13 protein-coding genes are annotated in these 18692 nt (G+C 60.8%); 8 read left to right on the top strand and 5 right to left on the bottom strand.

Going from position 1 to position 18692, the window contains the following annotated elements:
* Positions 1-12: 12 nt before the first annotated feature.
* The 3 genes from AOA62_RS07310 (at position 13) to AOA62_RS07300 (ending at position 4508) form a co-directional block, all read left to right on the top strand.
* A complete protein-coding gene (locus tag AOA62_RS07310; protein WP_099548280.1) occupies positions 13-1227 on the top strand; it encodes an MFS transporter in 1215 nt (404 codons plus the stop codon).
* Positions 1228-1308: 81 nt separating this feature from the next.
* A complete protein-coding gene (locus tag AOA62_RS07305) occupies positions 1309-2160 on the top strand; it encodes a CAP domain-containing protein (RefSeq protein WP_017139121.1) in 852 nt (283 codons plus the stop codon).
* 161 nt (positions 2161-2321) lie between these two features.
* Positions 2322-4508, top strand: coding sequence for a GAF domain-containing protein (locus AOA62_RS07300; RefSeq protein ID WP_017139122.1), 2187 nt, complete (start codon positions 2322-2324; stop codon positions 4506-4508).
* 4 nt (positions 4509-4512) lie between these two features.
* Here AOA62_RS07300 and AOA62_RS07295 read toward each other — a convergent pair whose 3' ends face one another.
* The 4 genes from AOA62_RS07295 to AOA62_RS07280 form a co-directional block, all read right to left on the bottom strand.
* Positions 4513-5679: a GGDEF domain-containing protein gene (locus tag AOA62_RS07295; protein ID WP_017139123.1), complete on the bottom strand. Its 1167-nt coding sequence runs from the start codon at positions 5677-5679 to the stop codon at positions 4513-4515.
* A gap of 51 nt (positions 5680-5730) precedes the next feature.
* Positions 5731-7968 carry a 1,4-alpha-glucan branching protein GlgB gene (gene glgB, locus AOA62_RS07290; protein ID WP_017139124.1) on the bottom strand — a complete coding sequence of 746 codons (2238 nt, stop codon included), beginning with the start codon at positions 7966-7968 and terminating at the stop codon, positions 5731-5733.
* Positions 7965-11312 carry a maltose alpha-D-glucosyltransferase gene (gene treS / locus AOA62_RS07285; RefSeq protein ID WP_099548279.1) on the bottom strand — a complete coding sequence of 1116 codons (3348 nt, stop codon included), beginning with the start codon at positions 11310-11312 and terminating at the stop codon, positions 7965-7967. The genes glgB and treS overlap by 4 nt, the downstream gene beginning before the upstream one ends.
* Positions 11313-11479: 167 nt before the next feature.
* Positions 11480-13468: an alpha-1,4-glucan--maltose-1-phosphate maltosyltransferase gene (locus AOA62_RS07280; protein WP_099548277.1), complete on the bottom strand. Its 1989-nt coding sequence runs from the start codon at positions 13466-13468 to the stop codon at positions 11480-11482.
* Positions 13469-13671: 203 nt separating this feature from the next.
* On the opposite strand from AOA62_RS07280, the gene AOA62_RS32005 reads away from it, so the two are divergent.
* Positions 13672-13839: a hypothetical protein gene (locus AOA62_RS32005; protein ID WP_017139127.1), complete on the top strand. Its 168-nt coding sequence runs from the start codon at positions 13672-13674 to the stop codon at positions 13837-13839.
* Between the two features lie 178 nt (positions 13840-14017).
* Positions 14018-14566: a hypothetical protein gene (locus tag AOA62_RS07275; RefSeq protein ID WP_017139128.1), complete on the top strand. Its 549-nt coding sequence runs from the start codon at positions 14018-14020 to the stop codon at positions 14564-14566.
* A gap of 8 nt (positions 14567-14574) precedes the next feature.
* Here the strand turns inward: AOA62_RS07275 and AOA62_RS07270 are convergent, their stop codons facing one another.
* A complete protein-coding gene (locus AOA62_RS07270) occupies positions 14575-15072 on the bottom strand; it encodes an MgtC/SapB family protein (protein ID WP_017139129.1) in 498 nt (165 codons plus the stop codon).
* Positions 15073-15192: 120 nt separating this feature from the next.
* Between AOA62_RS07270 and AOA62_RS07265 the strand changes: the two genes are divergently transcribed.
* From AOA62_RS07265 to mapR, 3 genes are all read left to right on the top strand, one after another.
* Positions 15193-15432: a DUF3203 family protein gene (locus tag AOA62_RS07265; RefSeq protein ID WP_099548276.1), complete on the top strand. Its 240-nt coding sequence runs from the start codon at positions 15193-15195 to the stop codon at positions 15430-15432.
* 184 nt (positions 15433-15616) lie between these two features.
* Entirely contained in the window at positions 15617-17026 is a 1410-nt protein-coding gene (gene ccoG, locus AOA62_RS07260; protein WP_099548274.1) for a cytochrome c oxidase accessory protein CcoG, read from the top strand.
* Positions 17027-17182: 156 nt separating this feature from the next.
* The gene (gene mapR / locus AOA62_RS07255) at positions 17183-18592 is read left to right on the top strand and encodes a GntR family transcriptional regulator MpaR (protein ID WP_017139132.1); all 1410 of its coding nucleotides are present in this window, start codon (positions 17183-17185) and stop codon (positions 18590-18592) included.
* The last annotated feature ends 100 nt before the right edge of the window (positions 18593-18692 follow it).

Genomic DNA, 18692 nt, shown 5'->3' with positions numbered 1-18692 from the left:
AAGGAATCGTCCATGCACAACTCTTCACGCGCCGCGCTCGTCAGTCTGTCGCTATCCATGTTGCTGGCCGCTTTGGGCACCAGCATCGCCAATGTCGGCCTGCCCAGCCTGGCCCAGGCATTTGATGCATCCTTTCATGCCGTGCAGTGGGTGGTGCTCGCCTACCTGCTGGCGATCACGGCGGTGATTGTCGGCGCCGGTCGCCTGGGCGATCGTTGGGGGCGCCGACGCGTATTGCTCGCCGGCTTGCTGCTGTTCGCCGTGGCGTGTGCACTGTGCGCGGCAGCACCTTCGCTTAAATGGCTGATTGCCGCGCGCGCCCTGCAAGGCCTGGGGGCGGCGAGCATGATGGCGATGACCCTCGGGATGGTGGGCGACACGGTCACCAAGGCGCGTACCGGGCAGGTGATGGGTTTGCTCGGAACGATGTCAGCAGTCGGCACCGCCATGGGCCCCAGTGTCGGCGGCGTGTTGCTGAGCCTGTGGGGCTGGCGCGCGTTGTTCGCGGTCGGCGTACCGTTGGGCCTGTTGGCCGCCGCCCTCGCCTTTTATTACTTACCGGCAGACCGCCAGGCCAGCGCCCGCGAATCGGCAGGTGCTTTCTGGCAGCCTTTGCAAGACCCGACGCTGCGTGCCGGGTTGGCGATGAGCGCGCTGGTGGCGGCAGTGATCATGGCCACGTTCGTGGTCGGGCCGTTTTACCTCTCCCGTGGCCTGGGGCTCGACCCCGCCTGGATGGGCCTGGCCATGGCCGTCGGCCCCTGTGTTGCAGCGCTGACCGGTGTGCCGGCGGGCCGCCTCACCGATCGCCTGGGTAGCCATCGCATGACCCTCGCGGGCTTGGGGGTGATGGCCCTGGGTGCCCTGTCGCTTTCGTTGACCGCGGGACTGCTCGCTTACCTCGGCGCCCTGATCCTGCTCACAACAGGCTACAGCCTGTTTCAAGCCGCCAATAACACCGCGGTGATGAGCGATGTCGCGCCGACACGCCGAGGAACCGTCTCTGGCCTGCTGAACCTGTCGCGCAACCTGGGACTGATTTTCGGTGCCTGGGCCCTGGGCGCGGTATTTGCCTGGGCCAGCCCCGATGTGGCCCACGCAGCGCCGCCCAGTGTTGCCAATGGCTTGCACGTGACCTTCGCCATGGCGTTGGCCCTGATCGTCACCGCCAGCACGTTTGCCTGGGGGCGCAACCGCGCCACGATCTGCCCGCAGAACACCCGTTGAGGCAAAAAAACAAAAAAGGCGTTGCCCCAAACCGGGTTACTTCGCGCATCATGGGCACTTTCAAGCTCAAGGGTAACGTCCATGCGCGTGCTGTCATTGATGATGGGTCTGACGACGCTGGCCGCCAATGTGGTGTTCTGCGCCAGCGCGATGGCGAATGAAGAAAGTCAGTTAGTGCAACAGATCAACGAATACCGCAGCCACGTACAACGCTGCGGCAACCAGGGTTCCCAGGAACTGCCACCGCTGGCCAGCGACACCCGACTGGTGCTGCCGGCCACCAATGTCGGCGACTTGCAGCAGGCGCTCGCGCGGGCCGCGTACCCGATGGTGAATGTGCAGGCCATCAGCCTCTCCGGCCCCAAAGACGCCGAGGCGGCGATGAAGGCCGTGCGCGAAAGCTTCTGCCGCGTGGTGCTGGACCCGCAATTTGTCGATATTGGCGTGAGCAACAGCGGCCAGGACTGGCGCATCGTGCTGGCACGCCCGCTGCTCACCAGCGGCCTTGGCGACTGGCAGACCGAGGGCAAAAAACTTCTCGATCTGGTCAACACCGCCCGTCAACAACCACGCCAATGCGGCACCCAGGCGTTTAGCGCGACCACGCCGCTGTCGTGGAATGACGACTTGGCCAGCGCCGCCAACAGCCATTCGCGCAACATGGCTAATGGCAATTTCTTCGACCACCTGGATCATGACGGCCGCACGCCTGGCGATCGTGCGGAACTGGCCGGGTACATCGCAAAAAACATCGGCGAAAACATCGCCGCCGGCCTCGACAACCCGCGCAAGGTGGTGGACGGCTGGCTCGCCAGCCCCGGGCATTGCGCCAACCTGATGAACCCGCAATTTCGTGAATTGGGCGCGGCCTACGCCATGGACCCCAAGAGTGATGCCGGCATTTATTGGACGGGGGTTCTCGGCGCGCAATAGGCGTCTTAGGCCCGACTGCAGGCCTATTCATTTGTATAGAACATCAAATTGCTATCACCTGAATAATCGTGCTGAACTGGCAGCATTCATTCCGGTCTGTTGCTTGTTAGCCTGACCGCTTCAGGCCCTCGACAGACCGTGGTAAACAAGGTGTTTTCGCAATGATGAATTGGCTGCAAAGCAGCAGCGAAATGGCTGAGCGGGTTCGCCAGCATGACTGGGCGAACACGCCACTAGGCCCGCTGGAGCAGTGGCCCGACGTGCTCAAGACCACCGTAGCGCTGTGCTTCGCATCGAGCTTTCCCCAGGCGATTGTCTGGGGGCCGCAGTTGATCACACTCTACAACGATGCATTCATTCCGATCCTGGGCACCAAGCCCGACCCGTTGGGGCGCCCGTTCAACGAGGTGTGGCATGAGGTGTGGGCGGATATCAGCCCCATCGCCGATGCCGCCTTCCAAGGCCATGCCACCTACATCGAAAATTTCCCCCTGGTGATTGAACGCGGCCCGACGCGGGAACAGGCGTACTTCACCTTTTGTTATAGCCCGATTCGCGACCCCGAGGGCAAGGTAGTCGGCATTCTCGACACCGTGTCGGAAACCACCACCACAGTATTCCTCGCCCGTCGCCTGGCGGTATTGGAAGCCATCAGCCACACGGTGGCCAATGCGGCAGATGCCGAAACCATTCTGAGCAGCACCACTCAATTGGTCGCCGAACATCTGCAGGTGAGTAACTGCGCCTACGCCGATATGGACGCCGATGAAGACGGCTTCACCATCCGTGACAATTGGACAGCCCCCGGTTCGCCCAGCATTATCGGCTGCTACAGCCTGGCGGCTTTCGGTGAAACGGCCGTCAACTGCCTGCGGGCCGGTGAGCCACTGGTGATCCATGACAACCTGCGCGAGCTGCCACCAGAAGAGTCAGCGTCCTTTCAGGCATTGGGCGTCAGCGCCACGATCTGCATGCCACTCATCAAAAATGGTCGGCTGACGGCCTTGATGGCGGTACACGATAAAGTCCCACGGCTGTGGTCGAGCTACGACCTGGCTTTGCTGCGCGAAGTCACCGAGCGCTCCTGGGCGCATATCGAGCGCGTGCGCGCCGATGCCCATGTGCGTGAAGGGCTGGCAGCCTTTGCCGAACTCAACACCACCCTGGAGCAGCGTGTCGAAGAACGCACCCTGGCGCTGGCCCAGGCCGAAGCCGCTCTGCGCCAGTCGCAGAAACTCGAAGCCATCGGCCAGTTGACGGGCGGCGTGGCCCATGACTTCAACAACCTGCTGACCATCATCCGCTCCTCGGTGGATTTTCTACGCCAGCCGGGGTTGTCCGAAGAGCGCCGCCAACGCTACATGAGCGCGGTGTCCGACACTGTCGAGCGGGCCAGCAAACTCACCAGCCAACTGCTCGCCTTCGCCCGCCGCCAACCGCTGAACCCGGAAGTTTTCGATGTGAGCCTGCGGGTCAAGAACATCGGCGAGATGCTCGAAAGCCTCACCGGTGCGCGTATCCGCGTGCAGTTGGAGTTGCCGCAGCGACCGTGCCATGTGCGCGTCGACTCCAGCCAATTTGAAACCGCCCTGATCAATATCGCGCTCAATGCCCGCGATGCCATGGAAGGTCAAGGCACCCTGACCCTGCGCGTCGCCCACATTGCCAGACTGCCGCGTATCCGTGGCGATGCCGAATCAAACCAGCCCTTTGTGAGCATTGCCTTGGCCGATACCGGCAGCGGCATTGCCGTTGACACCGTCGAGCGCATTTTCGAACCCTTCTTTACCACCAAGGCGGTGGGCAAAGGTACCGGGCTTGGCTTGTCCCAGGTGTTCGGGTTTGCCAAACAGTCCGGTGGCAACGTCGACGTCACCAGCAACCTCGGCCAGGGCAGCGTGTTTACCCTGTATCTACCCGAGGCCGAGCCTGTGGTGGTGCAGGCCTGCCCGGTCCAGGAAGATCAGAGCCCGCTGCCCGCCACTGCGGCGCGCCACATCCTGATAGTCGAAGACAACCTCGAGGTCGGCCGCTTTGCCAACCAGATCCTGCAGGACCTGGGTTACCGCACCACCTGGGCCACCCATGCCGAGCAGGCACTGGCACTGGCCGGCCCGGACGGCATGGCGTTTGACGCGATTTTCTCGGATGTGGTGATGCCAGGCATGACCGGCGTGGCCATGAGCAAACTGCTGCGCCAGCGCCGCCCCGACTTGCCGGTGGTGCTCACGTCAGGCTACAGCGAAGAACTGGCCGACAGCGGTTATGAAGGCTTCGAATTCCTCCCCAAGCCCTACTCCGCCGACCAAGTGGCGCGGGCATTGGCCAGGTCGATGCTCAAGGAGTGAGGCGCTACTGCGCGACGGCCACCTGATTACGCCCCATAGCCTTGGCGCGGTACAGCGCTTTGTCGGCGTTGTTCATCAGGCTGTGCAAGTCCTGATCAAGGCTGCGGGTAGTGGCCACACCGAGGCTGGCGGTCAAGCCCTTCACCGGTTCACAGGTCAGGCCCGAAATCGCCTGGACCAGTTGCTCGGCGATGCCTCGCGCGGTTTCCAGTGAGGTGTTGGGCAGCAACACCGCGAATTCTTCACCACCGAGCCGACCATAAACATCGGCCTGGCGAAACGACGTGCTGATCACCCCGCCAATCTGGCGCAACACCTGGTCGCCGGCCTGATGGCCGTAGGTGTCGTTGATGTCCTTGAAATGGTCCATGTCCATCATCAACGCGCTCAGCGGCTGCTGGTGGTGGTGGCAATGCGCGTACAGCAGGTGGGCCTGTTCGAAAAACGCGCGACGGTTCATCAGCCCGGTGAGCTCGTCGGTCTGGGCAGCACGCGTGGAGATATGGTGAGCACGTTCCATCTGTCGGGTCAGTCGGAAGGCTTTTTCCAGCGCATCCGAGAGCTTGCGCGTGGCACTGACCACAAAGGTCGAGAACACCAGCACCGCAATTGCCACACCTACTTGCATCGGCGCCGGCTGGAACAGCAACCACAGGGTACACGGCAACAGTACCAGCGCCATGGAGCCCAGGGTCATATAGCGATAGGCCGAATAACACGAAACCGCGCTCACTGACATGCCCACGGTAAACAGCATGACCAGCACCTGGGAGACACGATCATCCGTCGGCATCACGGCCAGGGCGCCAAGGCCCCAGGTGCCGGCTGACAGCATCAGCGTGACCCAATAGCGGCGCTCCCAGCGCCGGGGCGTGCGCTCGCTGTCGGGGCAGCGAAACCAGTCGGTGAACAGTTTGACGCGCACCAGCGATGTCACCGCCAGCAACCCCAGCCAGACCAGCATGACCTTGTGGTCAAACCGGCCCCAGCACAGCCAGCAGAGCATGACAGCGCCCAGGTAGCTGCCGAAAATAGCCGAGAACGATTGGCGAAACAGCTGGTGCAAACGGTCGGTTCGCACCTGCTGTTCGATGAGTTCATCCGGGTCTTGCCCACGCCCAAGGCCGTTCATGAAATGCGCCTGCTTCGACTGCCACGACAAAGGCGCCATTGTGGCACCCTGCCAGTAGTGCGGACAACAGAATCCACCACACTAGAGCCGTTACAGCGCTTGCGGGCGAAGAATCAACACGCCCAAAGGCGGCAGATTCAGCGACAGCGACACCGGCTGCCCATGGCGCGGCTCCTCTTGGGTGAGCACTTCGCCGCCGTTGCCATAATTGGAGCCGGCATAGGTGTCGGCATCACTGTTGATCACCTCGCTCCAGCGCCCGGCAAACGGCACGCCGACCGCATAGCCCTCACGCGGCACCGGGGTGAAGTTGGCCACCACCAGCACCGGTTTGCCGTCCTTGCTCCAGCGTAGCCAGGCATAGACACTGTTGATCGCATCGTCGCCAATCAACCACTGGAACCCTTGGGGCGCATCGTCCTGCTCATGCAGCGCCGGTTCCTCGCGGTACAGGCGGTTAAGGTCACCGACCAGTTTCTGCACGCCTCGGTGTTCGGGGTATTGCAGCAAGTACCAATCCAACTGCTGATCGTGGTTCCACTCGCGCCATTGGCCGAATTCGCAGCCCATAAACAGCAGCTTCTTGCCGGGGTGCATCCACATAAAGCTCAGATAGGCGCGCAGGTTGGCGAATTTCTGCCAGCGATCGCCGGGCATCTTGTCGATCAGTGAGTGCTTGCCGTGCACCACTTCATCGTGGGAGATCGGCAGGATAAAGCGTTCGGACCACGCATACACCAGGCCGAAACTCAGCTCATTGTGATGATGGGCGCGGTACACCGGGTCTTGCTGGATGTAGTGCAGCGAATCGTGCATCCAGCCCATGTTCCATTTGTAGTTAAAACCCAGGCCGCCCTGCTGCGTGCTCTGGCTGACGCCCGGCCAGGCTGTGGACTCTTCGGCAATCACCAGCGCACCCGGCGCTTCCAGCGCGACCACATCATTGAGATGGCGCAGGAAGTCGATGGCCTCCAGGTTTTCGCGGCCGCCATGGCGGTTGGGCACCCACTCACCGGCTTTGCGCGAATAATCGCGATACAGCATTGAGGCCACGGCATCTACGCGCAAACCGTCGATGTGGAAGTGCTTGAGCCAATGCAACGCCGAAGCGAGCATAAAGCCGTGCACTTCGGTGCGGCCCAGGTTGTAGATCAGCGTGTCCCAGTCCTGATGGAAGCCTTCCAGCGGGTTGGCGTATTCGTACAAGGCCGTGCCGTCGAACTGGGCCAGGCCGTGGGTATCGGTGGGGAAATGCGCCGGCACCCAGTCCAGAATCACACCAATGTCGGCCTGGTGCAGGGCGTTGACGAAAAACCCGAAGTCCTCCGGCGAGCCAAAGCGTGCGCTCGGCGCAAACTGCGACAGCGCCTGGTAACCCCAGGAGCCACCGAACGGGTGCTCCATGATCGGCATCAGCTCGATATGGGTAAAGCCCAATTGCTGCACATAAGGAATCAAGCGCTCGGCCAGTTCGCGCCAGCCATATTGGCGCGACACTTCACCGGCCTCGTCGAGTTCACACTGCCAGGAACCGACATGCAGCTCATAGATGGATAATGGCGCCGAGGCCTTTTGCTTGTCGGCACGCGTCTGCATCCACTCATGGTCTTGCCAGTCCACCTGCAACGGCGCGGCGACTTTTGAGGCAGTGTCGGGCGGCAGTTGAGTAGCAAGCGCCATGGGGTCGGCCTTGAGCGGCAGAATCCCATGGGCGCCGAGAATCTCGTACTTGTAGGCCGCGCCCGTTTGCAGACGTGGGATAAAGATCTCCCACACGCCCGACGGATGCCGCAGTCGCATCGGATGGCGGCGGCCATCCCAGATATTGAAGTCACCCACCACCGATACGCGCCGCGCATTCGGCGCCCACACCGCAAAACGCACGCCTTGCACGCCGTCGACGCTGGTGACCTGCGCGCCCAGGCAACTGCTGAGGTCACGGTGATTGCCTTCGGCGAACAGGTACAAATCCATCTCACCCAGCAGCAACTGGCTGAAGCTGTAGGGATCTTCGGTGATCTGCTCGCCGCCGGCCCACTGGATCTTCAGCAGGTAGCCCTGGCGCGTGGAAAAATGCCCGACAAACAAACCCGGCACCTGGGTCGCGTCCAGGCTGCCGATGGCTTCACCGCTTTCGCGGGCCAACACCTGGACGCTCAAGGCTTCGGGCAGGAACGCGCGGATAAATTGCCCGCCCTGCTCGTCATCGTGCGGCCCCAGGATGGAAAAAGGGTCCGGGTGTTCCGCGCGCACCAGCGCTTCTACATCTTTGGGCGCCGGCATGGCGGTCAACTTCGCTTGCAGCGGTTCTCTCTGTGTAAAACTCATGACGTCTCCCCACCGCGTGCATTATTCGCTTGAGATAGCAGCCCGCTGAGTAAACCGTGCAGCCCTTGCAGGGGCACCGGCAACCAGGTCGGGCGATTTTCTGCTTCGTAAGCCACTTCGTACGCGGCCTTCTCCAGGCTGAACAACGTCAGCGCTGCGTCCTGCCCATTGGCATCCTGCCAGTCATGCGCCAGTGTAGACGTAGCCTGATGATAAGCCTGGATAAATGCCTTGCGCGCTTCACTCAGGTAACGGTCAGTCACACGCTTGCGGGCGGTATCCGCTTGCGGCGAGTGATCCACACCTTGCACATTCAGGGCCATGGCGGCAGCGTAATCAAACGAGCGCAGCACGCCACTTACATCTTTATACGGGCTGTGCTTGCCGCGCCGTTCATGCAGCGGGCGCGCCGGCTCGCCTTCAAAGTCGATCAAGTACGCATCGCCCTTGACCACCAGGACCTGCCCCAGGTGCAAGTCACCGTGGACACGAATGCGCAAACCGCCGGCCGTGGCTTTCGCCAGGGCCTGGACACTGCTGGCCAGCGCTTTTTTATGCCCCAGCATTTCACTGACCAGCGCCTGATCGGCGGGGTTCAACTGGCTTTGATGAAGTTTTAACAACTGCAGCGCGCGGTCGATCTGCGCGCCGACGTCCTTGGCCCAGGCCTGGGTGTCCTTGGCCGTGGTGGTCTCGGGCTTGAAGTCTTGGTTGGTGGTTTGTGCTGCCAGCACCCCGTGCATTTCGCCCAGGCGCTGGCCGAGTAAACCGGCAAAATCCTGCAGTTCACCCAAGGCGTTGTAATGCTGCTCCTGCTCGGAAATCGCTTGGGCCAGCTCGTCGCGAATCGCGCGCTCCAGGTTGTTCTGGGTCCAGCTCCAGGCGTCGCCCTGGTTGCTCAGGTAGCCTTGGGCAATCATCAGCAGGTTGTCCTGCCCCTGGCCATCGCGACGAATCATCGAGCCCAGCAACGGCGAAATATTCGGGTAATCGGCGGCCGTCAGGTAAGCGCTCATTTCCAGCTCCGGGTGCACCCCGGCGCTGACTTTGCGGATCAGCTTGAGCACCAGGCTCTCGCCCACCACCACCGAACTGTTGGACTGCTCGGCCGACAGGTAGCGCACCTGCGCCTCATCGGTCAGTTGCAGCGCGGCCAAGTGCGGCGTGGCTTCAAAACGCAAATCACCTTCGTGGGTGTTCAACACCGTGCCCGCCTGCAATCCCTGGATCACCGCCCGGACAAAGTGTTCCAGGCTGAAAGCGTCGGTCACCAAACCGACCTGACGCCCCCGGCGTACGCGGGCCAGCGCCAGTTGCTGGGGCAAGGCACTGGTGAACTGGTCTTCGGCTAAAAAGCCGAACGGCAATTGATAACGACTGACCTGGCCGCCGCTGGTCACCTCGACCTCACTGAGCAGCACCGGATGCTGCGGGTCGCCAAACCGCACGCCGTAGGCAATTTGCACCTGGTCGATGGCCGTGTCTTTACCGGCATACCAGCGCCGCTTGGGCAACCATGCCGGCAGCGAGGTATGCTCCAGGGTGGTGCGGCACGGCTCGTCGAGTAACTCTTCCATGCGTTGTTTGAGCACCAGCGTGGTGAAATCCGGCATGCTCTGCGCCGGCTCAACATGCCAGCTGGGCATCTGGTTTTCGGCCGCCAGCACAAACCAATAGAAACCGTACGGCGCCAGGGTCAGCAGGAAATTCAGCTGGCCGATGGGCGGGAACGCGTTTCCGCCGAGCATCTCCACCGGCACCATGCCGGCGAAGGCGGATAAGTCCAGCTCGGCCGCCTGGGCGCTGCGCGACACGTTGGCCACGCACAGAATGGTTTCCGTGCGGCCATCGTCGCCGGTGAACTCACGGGTATACGCCAGGATGCGGCGGTTGCTCGGCGAGAGCATTTTCAGGCTTCCACGCCCGAAGGCCTTGGACTGTTTACGCACCGCCAACATGCGCCGGGTCCAGTTGAGCAGCGAATGCGGGTCCTGGGCCTGGGTTTCGACGTTGACCGACAGGTAGCCATATTGCGGGTCCATGATCGGCGGCAACACCAGGCTGGCCGGGTCGGCGCGCGAGAAGCCGCCGTTACGGTCGATGGACCATTGCATCGGCGTGCGCACGCCGTCGCGGTCGCCCAGGTAGATGTTGTCGCCCATGCCGATTTCATCGCCGTAGTACAACGTCGGCGTGCCGGGCATCGACAGCAACAAGCTGTTGAGCAGTTCAACGCGGCGACGGTCACGCTCCATCAGCGGCGCCAGGCGCCGACGAATGCCCAGGTTAATGCGCGCACGGCGGTCGGCGGCGTAGTAGTTCCACAGGTAGTCGCGCTCTTTGTCGGTGACCATTTCAAGGGTCAGTTCATCGTGGTTGCGCAGGAAGATCGCCCACTGGCAGTTGGCGGGGATCTCCGGGGTCTGGCGCAGAATATCGGTAATCGGGAAACGATCTTCCTGGGCCAGCGCCATGTACATGCGCGGCATCAGCGGGAAGTGGAAGGCCATGTGGCATTCATCGCCGTCGTCGCCTTTTTTGTCACCAAAGTACAGCTGAGTATCTTCCGGCCACTGGTTGGCTTCGGCCAACAGCATGCGGTCGGGGTAATGCGCGTCGATCTCGGCGCGGATCTGCTTGAGCACGCCGTGGGTTTCCGGCAGGTTCTCGTTGTTGGTGCCGTCGCGTTCGATCAGGTAGGGAATCGCGTCCAGACGCAGGCCGTCGATGCCCATGTCCAACCAGTAGCGCATCACCGAGAGCACGGCTTTCATGACTTGCGGGTTATCGAAGTTCAGGTCCGGCTGGTGCGAATAGAACCGGTGCCAGAAGTACTGGCCGGCGACCGGGTCCCAGGTCCAGTTGGACTTTTCGGTGTCGAGGAAAATGATGCGGGTGCCGTCGTACTTCTGGTCGTCATCGGACCACACGTAGAAGTCCCGTGCCGCCGAGCCCGGCTTGGCCTTGCGCGCCCGCTGGAACCACGGATGCTGGTCGGAGGTGTGGTTGATCACCAGTTCAGTTATGACCCGCAGGCCCCGTTTGTGCGCCTCACTGATAAAGCGCTTGGCGTCGGCCATCGTCCCGTAGTCGCTGTGCACGCCACGGTACTCGGCGATGTCATAGCCGTCGTCGCGGCGCGGCGACGGGTAGAACGGCAGCAGCCAGATGGTGTTGACGCCCAGATCGGCGATGTAGTCGAGCTTGGCGATCAGGCCGGGAAAGTCGCCGATACCGTCATTATTGGAGTCGAAATAGGATTTGACGTGAACTTGGTAGATCACCGCGTCCTTGTACCAGAGCGGGTCTTTGATAAAAGTGGCTGGGGTGGGTTTCTTCGCCATTGGAAACTCCTGGAACACTGAAAATTGTGCAGAAGACATGCAATCAAGGTGGGAGCTGGCTTGCCTGCGATAGCGGTGGGCCAGCTAGCCTTTTCGGTGCTGACATACCGCTATCGCAGGCAAGCCAGCTCCCACCGTTGATCCCTGACAGTTAATCCCTGTCAGGCTCAGGAGACGGTGATACGCCAGATCCCGAATGGCATCTGCGGCTCGATGCGCATCCACTGGTTCTTGCCATACCAGGTCCAGCGATGGCCATTCATCAGGTCTTCGCCTTGGGTCTGGGCATCGTCCGGCAGGCCCAGCTCCCACAGGGGCAATTCGAAATGGGCCTCTTGGGCGTTAAACGGGTCAAGGTTGACCGCCACCAGGATAAAATTGCTGCCGTCATCGCTGCGCTTGCCGAAGTACAGGATGTTGTCGTTCCAGGCGTTATAGAGCTTCAAGCCCAGATGGGTGTGCAGTGCCGGGTTCTGCCGACGAATACGATTGAGCTGGGCGACCTCGGCAATGATGTTGCCGGGCGCGGTGAAGTCCCTGGGGCGGATTTCGTATTTTTCCGAGTCCAGGTATTCCTCCTTACCCGGTACCGGCGCCGCTTCGCACAGTTCAAACCCCGAATACATGCCCCACAAGCCTGAGCCCATGGTGGCCAGGGCGGCGCGGATGAGAAAGCCCGGGCGCCCGGATTCGTGCAGGAAGCCGGGGTTGATGTCCGGGGTATTGACAAAGAAATTCGGCCTGAAGCACTCGCGCCACGGCGATTCGTTCAACTGTGTGAAGTACTCGCTCAACTCGGCCTTGGTGTTACGCCAGGTGAAGTAGGTGTAGCTCTGGGAATAACCAACCTTGCCCAAACGCGCCATCATCGCTGGCGTGGTGAAGGCTTCGGCCAGGAAGATCACCTCCGGGTGCCTGGAGCGCACATCGCTGATCAACCATTGCCAAAACGGTAGCGGCTTGGTGTGCGGGTTATCCACGCGAAAGGTTTTCACGCCCTCTTGCACCCAACCTATAACAATGTCGCGCAACTCGGTCCACAGGCTCGGAATAGAGTCGGCGGCATAGAAGTCGACGTTAACGATATCCTGGTATTTCTTCGGCGGGTTTTCGGCGTATTTGATCGTGCCGTCCGGGCGCCAGTTGAACCAGCCTGGATGCTGCTTGAGCCACGGGTGGTCCTGGGAGCACTGAATGGCAAAGTCGAGGGCGATTTCCAGGCCATGCTCGGCGGCGGCCTTGACCAGCCGGCGGAAGTCCTCGCGGCTGCCCAACTGCGGGTGGATGGCTTCATGGCCGCCCTCCTCGCTACCGATCGCATAAGGGCTGCCGGGGTCATCGGCGCCTGCGGTCAGCGAGTTATTCTTGCCCTTGCGATGGCTGCGGCCGATCGGGTGGATCGGCGGAAAATACAGCACGTCAAAGCCCATGTCATGGATCATCGACAGCCGCGCATGCACGTCATTAAAGGTGCCGTGGCGCGCCGGATCGTCGGTGATCGAGCGCGGAAACAGCTCGTACCAACTGGCAAATTGTGCGGCCTCACGCTCAACGTCGAGCGGGTATACGGTGCTGATGCTCAAGTAAGCGCGGTGGTCGGCCTGGGTCATCAAATGTGCACTGTCTTCGTGCAAGAACTGCGCGACCTGCTCGGTTTCCAGCAAGCCCGACAGCTCGTGGTGCAGCAGCATCAAGCGGTCGCGTAACTCATTGTCGCTGCGCTCGGCGGCCTGCAACACCAGGCTGCGGCCTTCCTGCAGCTCAAGGCTGACCGGCACACCGGCCTCATGTTTTTTGCGCAGTTCGTAGCAGAAGCTCGCAAAGGTATCAATCCAGGCTTCGATGCAGTATTCGTGCGGGCCTTGCTGGGCCACGGTAAACGCGCCCTCCCAGCCATTGTTGCCCACATCCGTCATCACTACGCTGTGCCAGCTTTCGTCCTGCAGCGGGCGCCAGCGGATCAGCACGGCGAGCTTGTCATGGCCGTCGGCAAACACCTTGCTGGTGACGGTGACGCGCTGGCCCACCACGGCCTTCACAGCAAATTCGCCGCCATCTATGACGGGCGTAGTGCTTTCAATCGCGATCCTTGGCAACAACAAGGCCTGGGACAGCGGCAATATGGAGTCTTCTGGAGTCAGTGTTTCAGCAGTCATCGAGCATCTTCCCCTTACGCCCTGTGGACGCTCTTTGCTTGATCCGAATTCTGAGACGGCGACGCTCTCCCTGAGCAGGGCCGTAATAGGTCCGAGCCTGGGCTGCGCGCAAAAGTTCAGGTGGATGTGCCGCCATTGGGCGGGAATCAAACCTGCCCGGCGGTTGTCCACCGATAGAGCAAAGCACAAAGGAGGCCACACCGATGAATATCCCGATCCCGGCTGAAACTCCGGACCCGAATATCGACAACCCAACGCTGCCGCCGAGTGAACCGGAACCGATCCCGGAGAAGGAACCACCGGAAAACCTGCCGCCACCCGTGGAGGAGCCGCCCACAACCATGCCGCCGGTGATTGTTCAACCTTGTTGATCAACGCCATCACTCACACGCGTACTCGCGTCAGGATGCCTGCCTTAAAAACGCATTAACCTGCGCGCACAGGTGAAATAGCCTACATTTCGCCTGTGCGCCTATTGCTACAGTCCCACACGCGCTTACTTGAGCACATTTCATTTACCCCCCTCTTAAACGCGAGCAGGTTAATACCATGTCGGACATTCACGTGAAGCAAAGCCGCCACCAACACGTACATTCAGACGTTTCCGTCAGCCGGCGTTATCTCACCGAGCTTAAAGCAAGCCTCACAGAGGAGGACATCGCCCAGGTCTTGCGTGCGCCCAACGACCTGAAGTCGCGTAAAGTCCTCAATGAAATGCGCATGCATTTCAGCCAGGAAAGTGTCGACTCCATGTTGAAAGAACCAGACGCCGAGGAAGTTGCTCACCTCCTGACGGACATCGGCAAGTTCCTGCAAAAAAATAGTGACGAGGCCTGCGTAAAATTATCCACCCAACTTTATTTCAGCGACTATCAGGCAGCCTATGACAAACAGAAAATCGCCTTACTGTTAAAGTTGATATCGGGTAAGGACGATTATGGCTTTCGCCATGTCTATGAGTTTTTCAAAGGCACGGCCGGAGCATTCGAGCACCTGAATGGGTGCGTGAAGGACACAGCCCAAACGGTGATGGATATGAACACCATCACCGAGGCGCTCAACCCAACACACATTAAATCAAGGATGAAGGCTCACTGATCATGGACTCAACGTTCCTTCTCGAAGAGCCTGACGACTTTGGGCATTAAGCCAAGTACAACGAGCGCCAGCAGTGTACTCAATACCGCCGTTGATTCACGCCCAACCCCTGCCGCCACGCCAATGGCGGCGGTCATCCACAACCCGGCAGCGGTGGTCAGGCCTTTGACGTGCTGGCCCTCTTCATCCTCCTTGCCCTTGAGGATAGTGCCGGCACCCAGGAAGCCGATCCCGGCGATAACCCCCTGCAAGACCCTGCTCATGGCGTCCGACTGGCTGCCTGACATCTGCGGCACCAGCACAAACAGTGCAGCGCCCAAGGCCACGAGCATGTGGGTGCGCACCCCCGCCGCCTTGCCCTTTTGCTCACGCTCAAACCCCAGGATACCGCCCAGGATCGCGGCGATAAGCAGGCGAACGGTTATCTGAGTGAGCTGCTTTGCATCAGCGATGTCAGCAAATTCTGCATGCAGGGTTTGAAGCACTTCTTGCCACCAGGCGTCCATGGTCGTTATCCGTTTTAGTGTGGTTAGAGGATGGACAGCGCCGACCGCCAGTCAGTTGCCTGGAACACCTGGCACTGCGCGACGCCCTAACCCATGACTGCCCATAAAAAGGAGAGCACCATGCCTGTACATATCGACAATCAAACGTGCTTTTTCAAGGTCGCTGACGACGGCCAGGAATACGCCCTGCCCGCCACGGGTGTGACGGTGAGTACCGACAGCGCCAAATCCATGTCTTTTGTAGAGTTAAAAGGCGATCGGGTCTACATCACTGAAGCCGAAGCGGACGCACTGACCGTCGCCGGTGCCAGGGACGGTCGCAAACACTTGAAGGCGACCGACAGTGATTCGGTGATTTGATTGATCTGTATCAACCCGCGCACAAGCCAGCTGCACCCCAGGCGCTACGGGGTGCAGCACATTGTCACAGTGACGTATAGAAAGCCCATCTGATCCGCTTTTTATCGACCTACCTGAGTCTGTTATGCAAACAGCGTGAAGTTCATAGTTCATTGGCCTGATGGAGGCTGATGAGCGAACGACCATGAGCGAAAGAATCCCAACCGTGGACACCTTTGAGCCCATACACCCAAAGAAGGTGAAGGCCAAATCCAGTGACAACCTGATCCATACCCGCAGCTTCACCGGCGTGTTCCGCACTTTGCGTGTGGGCGGTGCCGCTGTGCTGTTCCTGGCGTTTTTTGGCACCGTGTGGCTGAACTGGTCCGGGCGCCAAGCCGTGCTGTGGGACTTGGCCGAAAGCAAATTCCACATCTTCGGTGCCACCTTCTGGCCCCAGGATTTCATCCTGCTGTCGGCGCTGTTGATCATCTGCGCTTTCGGCCTGTTTGCCATTACCGTATTTGCCGGCCGCGTTTGGTGCGGCTACACCTGCCCGCAAAGCTCGTTCACCTGGCTGTTCATGTGGTGTGAAAAGGTCACCGAAGGTGAACGCAACCAACGCATCAAACTGCAAGCGGCACCCTGGAGTCTCAACAAACTGGCGCGGCGTTCGGCAAAACATACGCTATGGCTGGGTATCAGCGTGCTGACCGGGCTGACGTTTGTCGGCTACTTCACGCCAATCCGCCCGCTGGCCAGTGAGTTGCTGACCTGGCAGATGGGCGGTGTGAGCCTGTTCTGGGTGCTGTTTTTTACCGCGGCCACCTACATCAACGCCGGCTGGCTGCGCGAAGCGGTGTGCATGCACATGTGCCCGTATGCACGTTTTCAGAGCGTGATGTTCGACAAAGACACCCTGACCATTTCCTACGACGCGGCGCGTGGCGAAAGCCGAGGCCCGCGCAAACGCGAGGTGAAACCGGCGCAGGTTGGCCTGGGGGATTGCATCGACTGCCAACTGTGCGTGCAGGTGTGCCCCACCGGCATCGATATCCGCGATGGCCTGCAAATGGAATGCATTGGCTGCGCCGCATGCATCGACGCCTGCGATTCGATCATGGACAAGATGGGCTATGCCCGTGGTCTCGTCAGCTATACCAGCGAACATCAACTGCAAGGTGGCAAAACGCACCTGCTCAGGCCACGCCTGATCGGCTACAGTGCCGTGCTGCTGGTGATGATCGCCGCCTTGGTGGTGGCCTTGATTGAACGACCAATGGTGTCGCTGGACGTGACCAAGGACCGTGGCATGTTCCGTGAAAACAGCCAGGGGCTGATCGAAAACATCTACAGCTTGAAGGTCATCAACAAGACCCAGCAGCGCCAGGATTACCGCCTGGAACTGGTGGACGCCGAGGGCTTCCAGTTGCAAGGCAAGACCCGGCTCAGCCTGGCGCCGGGGGAAATCAGCGACGTGCCGGTGTCGGTAGCGTTGCTGGCCGATAAACCGGCGAGCAGCTCGCAGACCTTGCGCTTCAAGGTTGTGGATGTGGATGAACCGTGGATTTACAGTGCAGCGGACAGTCGCTTTGTGGCGCCGTTGAATCGTTGATATCCAACACACACAGAAGATCAAGTGTGGGAGCTGGCTTGCCTGCGATGGCGCCCGGTCTGGCACGGATGATGTTGAATGTGCCACCGTCATCGCAGGCAAGCCAGCTCCCACATTTTGCCCTGCGAACACTATTGGAACGTTAATCAGGCCGCCATGAAACGCTACGAAAAATTTGCCGACGACATCGCAGAACTGATCCGCTCCGGCGTCCTCGGCCCTGGCCAGCGAGTGCCCTCAGTGCGCTATGCCAGCCAGACCTATGGGGTCAGCCCGTCCACGGTATTCCAGGCTTACTACCTGCTCGAACGCCGTGGCCTGATTCGTGCGCGGCCGCGCTCCGGCTACTTCGTCAACACTCACGCGCCCAGCCCGTTTTCCGAGCCGGTGGTGAGTGAACAGGTGCACGAGTCCACCGAAGTCGATGTGAGTGAGTTGGTGTTCTCAGTGCTCGACTCCATCAAAGACCCCAACACCGTACCGTTCGGCTCGGCCTTCCCCAGCCCCATGTTGTTCCCGCTGCCACGCCTGGCGCGCTCGTTGGCCAGTGCCGGCCGTGAGATGGACCCACGCCTTGTCGTCACCGACATGTCACCGGGTAACCCGCAACTGCGCCGCCAGATCGCCCTGCGCTACATGGTGGGCGGCCTGATGCTGCCGATGGAAGAGCTGCTGATCACCAACGGCGCCCTGGAAGCGCTGAACCTGTGCCTGCAAGCGGTGACCGAGCCGGGCGACCTGGTCGCTATCGAAGCCCCGGCGTTCTATGCCTGCCTGCAAGTGCTCGAACGCCTGAAGCTCAAGGCGGTGGAAATCCCCGTACACCCACGCGATGGCATCGACCTCAATGCCCTGGCGCAAACCCTTGAGCGCTACCCGATCAAAGCCTGCTGGACCATGACCAGCTTCCAGAACCCCATGGGCGCCACGCTGCCAGAGGCGAAAAAACAGGCGCTGGTGGAACTGCTGCGCAGCCATCAAGTGCCGATGATCGAGGACGATGTATACGCCGAGTTGTATTACGGGCAGCACGCGCCAAAACCGGCCAAGGCCTTCGACACTGAAGGGCTGGTGATGCACTGCGGTTCCTTCGCCAAGAGCCTGGCACCTGGCTATCGCGTCGGCTGGGTCGCGGCCGGGCGCTATGCGCAGAAGGTTGAACGCCTGAAGCTGATGACTTCGCTGTGCCCCTCGATGCCGGCCCAGGCGGCGATTGCGGACTACCTGCAACACGGCGGCTATGACCGGCACCTGCGTAAATTGCGCTACGCCCTGGAAGAACAGCAGAGCGCCATGCTGGCCGCCATCGCGCGCTATTTCCCGGCACAGACGCGGGTCAGCCAGCCGGCTGGCGGCTATTTCCTGTGGCTGGAACTGCCGGAGCAAACCGATTCGTTGAAGCTGTTCCAAATGGCCCTGGCCCAGGGCATCAGCATTGCGCCGGGGCCGATTTTTTCGGCGACCCAGCGCTTCAGAAATTGCATTCGCTTGAACTACGGCAGCCCGTGGACCGAGGCATCGGAAAAGGCCATGGAAACACTCGGGCGCATTGTGCGGTCCTTCTAGGCTCGGTTGTTGCCTTATCTGACGCCATCGCGGGCAAGCCCGGCTCCCACAGTGAAATGCGTTCCACTGTGGGAGCCGGGCTTGCCCGCGATGGCGCCTT

The sequence above is a fragment of the Pseudomonas sp. 2995-3 genome, from assembly GCF_002742565.1.
Taxonomy (GTDB): Bacteria; Pseudomonadota; Gammaproteobacteria; order Pseudomonadales; family Pseudomonadaceae; genus Aquipseudomonas; species Aquipseudomonas edaphica.
Note: the sequence above shows the minus strand (reverse complement) of the source record. Positions and strands in the feature narration are given on the sequence as shown.

Coding starts and splice junctions, on each gene's coding strand:
- treS (WP_099548279.1), bottom strand. CDS start 11,312: ATGGCGAAGAAACCCACCCCAGCCACTTTTATCAAAGACCCGCTCTGG.
- AOA62_RS07295 (WP_017139123.1), bottom strand. CDS start 5,679: ATGGCGCCTTTGTCGTGGCAGTCGAAGCAGGCGCATTTCATGAACGGC.
- AOA62_RS07310 (WP_099548280.1), top strand. CDS start 13: ATGCACAACTCTTCACGCGCCGCGCTCGTCAGTCTGTCGCTATCCATG.
- AOA62_RS07305 (WP_017139121.1), top strand. CDS start 1,309: ATGCGCGTGCTGTCATTGATGATGGGTCTGACGACGCTGGCCGCCAAT.
- glgB (WP_017139124.1), bottom strand. CDS start 7,968: ATGAGTTTTACACAGAGAGAACCGCTGCAAGCGAAGTTGACCGCCATG.
- mapR (WP_017139132.1), top strand. CDS start 17,183: ATGAAACGCTACGAAAAATTTGCCGACGACATCGCAGAACTGATCCGC.
- AOA62_RS07275 (WP_017139128.1), top strand. CDS start 14,018: ATGTCGGACATTCACGTGAAGCAAAGCCGCCACCAACACGTACATTCA.
- AOA62_RS32005 (WP_017139127.1), top strand. CDS start 13,672: ATGAATATCCCGATCCCGGCTGAAACTCCGGACCCGAATATCGACAAC.
- AOA62_RS07270 (WP_017139129.1), bottom strand. CDS start 15,072: ATGGACGCCTGGTGGCAAGAAGTGCTTCAAACCCTGCATGCAGAATTT.
- AOA62_RS07280 (WP_099548277.1), bottom strand. CDS start 13,468: ATGACTGCTGAAACACTGACTCCAGAAGACTCCATATTGCCGCTGTCC.
- AOA62_RS07265 (WP_099548276.1), top strand. CDS start 15,193: ATGCCTGTACATATCGACAATCAAACGTGCTTTTTCAAGGTCGCTGAC.
- ccoG (WP_099548274.1), top strand. CDS start 15,617: ATGAGCGAAAGAATCCCAACCGTGGACACCTTTGAGCCCATACACCCA.
- AOA62_RS07300 (WP_017139122.1), top strand. CDS start 2,322: ATGATGAATTGGCTGCAAAGCAGCAGCGAAATGGCTGAGCGGGTTCGC.